We start from the raw sequence: 253 nt of genomic DNA on the forward strand, positions 1-253 counted from the left end.
GCCCTGGACGCCACCCTCCGCGCGGCGGCGGTTCATCAGAAGTCACGTCGGGCCACCGAGCATCCTGACCTGGCGGTGCACGTCAAACCGATCGACTGGCGGGCCAAAGTACGAGCCGGACGAGCCGCCTCCTGCGTGATCTTCGTAGTCGACGCTTCCGGGTCGATGGGGTCACGAGGACGAATGGTCGCCTCCAAGGGAGCCGTGTTGTCCCTCCTCTTGGACGCCTACATCAAGCGTGATCGGGTGTGCC

The 253-nt window shown here is 65.6% G+C and carries 1 pseudogene; it reads left to right on the forward strand.

Annotated elements, in window-relative coordinates:
• Positions 1–253 (forward strand): annotated as a pseudogene (locus tag CDN38_RS28505) (magnesium chelatase); the annotation flags it as partial.

This window comes from Mycobacterium ostraviense (assembly GCF_002705925.1).
GTDB lineage: Bacteria > Actinomycetota > Actinomycetes > Mycobacteriales > Mycobacteriaceae > Mycobacterium > Mycobacterium ostraviense.